This window comes from Arthrobacter sp. MSA 4-2, from assembly GCF_016405885.1.
Classification (GTDB): Bacteria; Actinomycetota; Actinomycetes; order Actinomycetales; family Micrococcaceae; genus Arthrobacter_D.
This window is the reverse complement of record NZ_JAEKGC010000028.1, coordinates 1-3102: the sequence shown is the minus strand read 5'-3', so window position 1 is coordinate 3102 and position 3102 is coordinate 1. Positions and strand designations below refer to the sequence as shown.

Below are 3102 nucleotides of genomic sequence, written 5' to 3'. Positions count from 1 at the left end.
TACATGCTCGAGCGTGTGATGCCGAGCGCGTCGGTGAGGTCGGTGAGGCTGGTGCCCTCATAGCCCTGCGCCCAGAACACCCGCATCGCCCGCTCCAGGGCCTGGTCAGTGTCAAACTCTCTCGGCCGCCCCCAAAGATTCACGGATTTCACGGCGTCACCTTCCTGCTCCATACATGACACGCGGGTCTCGGGTGAAGCTTAGCGGGTCTCCGGGACCGGCGATCACGAAGGTCCCGGGACCGGCTTGGGTGCGGGCGACGAGCCCGCCGGGGCATTCGTACGGACCGGCACAGGCGGCCGAATTCCGGCCGATCCCCGCCTGCGCCCATGCGCGGCGGGCGAGGTTCGATCTGGAGATCGGACCTCGCCCGCAATCGGCTTCGCAGCCCTCAGGTTGGAGAGCCGCTAGCTGGCGAGCTGCTTCTGCAGAGCCTCCGCGTCGTGAAGTGCCGACATGTGCACGAACTTGCCGTCCCGCACGGTGTAGATGGCGTACTCGACGATCTCGAACTTCCTGCCGGTCGGTGCGGCGCCGAGCCATTCCTTGGTGGGGGTTCCGGTATTGATAAGGCGTACGGCGAGGCTGTCACCATGGATGGCCAGCTCCTGGGTCTCCCAATGGAAGTCAGGAACCGGGTCGATGATGCTGTGCAGCTGTGCGACCAGCGCGTCACGGGAGCTCGGCTCGCTGTGCATGACGATTGAGTCGTGGACGAATTCGTCCATCCGGTCGAACTCGTGGGCGTTCAATGCCTCGATGTAGCGCTCGTAAAAGTCCCGCAGGTTGAATTCAGACATGGTGGCTTCCCTGTTCTTCTCTGGGCCAAAGTGGCCGTGATGTGACGGCGGCGCGACGCAGATGATGGAAAGGCTCCTGCCGCAGTCCTAAAATGCACGGCCCCTGCCGCGCGCTTGGCAGGGACCGTGCCGGGCGGTGTCCTACCCGTGCATGAGGCTGCTTTGGCGGTGTTGGCCGAAGCCGGACTTCGTGGTTCCGGCTAGGTGTGAGGTGCCCTTTCGGACCATGCCTTGTCGAGCGCTCCTGTCATCACCGAAGCGTCCTGCAGACCCGCGAGACCGTACTTTCCGTCGATGACGAAGAACGGCACACTACGGATCCCGTAGGAGCCGGCGGCAGCCTGATCCGCACGCACCCCCTCGAGGTGTTCTTCCGCCTGTAGGGCACGCACGGCGTCATGACGATCGAGTCCGATTGCTTCGGCGATCTGCCCGAGCTGTTCGAGATCGGAGACGTTGCGGCCCTCGGTGAAGTATGCGGCGAAGACTGCTTCTTCCGCTTCCAGTTGCTTGCCGTGCGCCTTGCTGTAGTGGATGAGCTGGTGGGCGCGTGAGGTGTTCGTGAGCAGGGCGGTGTCGAAGTTCAGGTCGAGGCCAAGACCCCGGCCCCGCTCGGTGATCTGCTCCAGCAGGGTTGCGGCCTGGTCTGGGGTCATGCCCCTGTTGGCGACGTTGAAGTCCAGAACGGACTGGGTCTGCCCGGGGGGCAGTTCGGGCGCGAGTTCGAAGCTGTGGAACTCCACTTCGATCCGTCGGTGCTCCGTGTGCGCGGTGCTGGTGAAGGACTGCACCGCTTCTTCCAGGCGCCGCTTGCCCATGTAGCACCAGGGGCACATGATGTCGGCCCACACGTCGATCTTCATGCTGGGAGCGCTTCCCTGTTGGGGGGAGGTGCTGGGGGTAATGCCTGCAGGGCTCAATTGCTTGTTCTCCTAATCGTCGGGGACGGGGGTATGTGGGGAGGGGGTATGTGGGGTGGGTTGCCCGGATGAGAAGCCAAGGTCGTTGTGGAAGTCCGAGACGAAATCGACGGCCTCGGGGTAGTCACTGGAGACAACCAGGTCCCTGCCAAAACAACAGGTGGCAAGGCCGCAGATGATGCGGGCAGACTCCTCCACCGGCCGGCCTATCCGCGCAGCACTGTTTTGGAGGGCGCTCAGATGGTTTCTGGGAAGCGGCCGCCCGCGGGTCCGCGGGCGGCGCTGGCGAGCAGGTCGGCAGCACGCTGCTGTGACATTGGGATAACCGGTGCCGCCCGAAGCCACGCGAACAGCTGATCCACGGTCATGGGTTCGGCGGGCCATTCCGTCATGTACGGGTTGACGTAAATTGGAGTGCCGGGTTCGGCGCGCCAGCTGTCGGCTAGCCTGCCGTCGTCCAGTGCATCGTAGCCAAGCGTGTCCAGCAGGTCCATAACGCGTGCTTTCGCTGCTGCGTCGTCACCGTGAACCGGCAGGGTGCTCCGCTCCGGGTCGCCCTTCGGACGAGCACCGTTGCCGAGAGTTGCGAAGGCGATGCTGGCGAAGGTCTTCACCACAAACGATGACGCTAGATGGGCCTGGACCAACTCACTGGCAGTTGAGGCATTCTCATCAAGAACCGCAATCTGCCCGTCGCGCTGCGGGTAATAGTTGGTCAAGTCGATGACAATCTTTCCTGCCAAAGTGTCAGCAGGCAACTGCTTGTAAGCGATAAGGGGGATGGCCGCGATCACGATGTCAGCCTCACGGGCGACGTCGGCGACCGAACCCGCACGGGCGAGAGGCCCCAAATCCTGGACCAGATCCTTCAGGGTCTCAGGACCCCTGGAGTTACTGATCATGACGTTTAATCCGGCCGCGACGGCAAGACGCGCAAGCGTGTCACCCATTGCACCGGATCCGATAATGCCCAAGGGAGATGTCACAACAATGTCTTTCTAATAGCAGGAATCAGTTGAACCGGACAGGCACATGGGGGGGGAAGCCGGGAGCCACGCCCTCTTGTGCCTTTTTGTCTCAGCAACCGTTCGGTAGGTTTTATTCCAATCGATCCACAACATCCGCATCAAGCGCCGACCTCAAGGCCTGAGACGCCATCATGGACGCCGGTTGATGCCGGGGAGGTACGGGCGGGGGAATGGGTCTCAGGAGGTCAGCGGCAGATTACGCAGCGCCAGGTCAGCGACGTCCTTGAGATCGGAGCGCGGGACCCCGCCGGTGGCCTGCACGGCGATGCCATTGACGACCGTCATGAGGTACCGCGCGAGAAGATGTGGGTCGGCATGTGGTGGCAGGTCTCCGAGAGCCACCGCTTGTTCGAA

At 63.0% G+C, this 3102-nt stretch carries 4 protein-coding genes and 1 pseudogene; all 5 read right to left on the bottom strand.

What is annotated here, in order from left to right:
* Positions 1–86: pseudogene (locus I6N91_RS17315) on the bottom strand (TetR family transcriptional regulator); the annotation flags it as partial.
* Positions 87–407: 321 nt separating this feature from the next.
* Positions 408–800, bottom strand: coding sequence for an ester cyclase (locus I6N91_RS16915; protein WP_198814481.1), 393 nt, complete (start codon positions 798–800; stop codon positions 408–410).
* 200 nt (positions 801–1000) lie between these two features.
* Complete coding sequence (locus I6N91_RS16910; protein ID WP_198814480.1) at positions 1001–1663, bottom strand: DsbA family oxidoreductase; 663 nt, start codon at positions 1661–1663, stop codon at positions 1001–1003.
* 69 nt (positions 1664–1732) lie between these two features.
* Positions 1733–1918 (bottom strand): hypothetical protein, encoded by a 186-nt coding sequence (locus I6N91_RS16905; RefSeq protein ID WP_198814478.1) that lies wholly within the window; start codon positions 1916–1918, stop codon positions 1733–1735.
* 38 nt (positions 1919–1956) lie between these two features.
* Positions 1957–2706 carry an NAD(P)-binding domain-containing protein gene (locus I6N91_RS16900; RefSeq protein WP_307843406.1) on the bottom strand — a complete coding sequence of 250 codons (750 nt, stop codon included), beginning with the start codon at positions 2704–2706 and terminating at the stop codon, positions 1957–1959.
* Between the last annotated feature and the right edge of the window lie 396 nt (positions 2707–3102).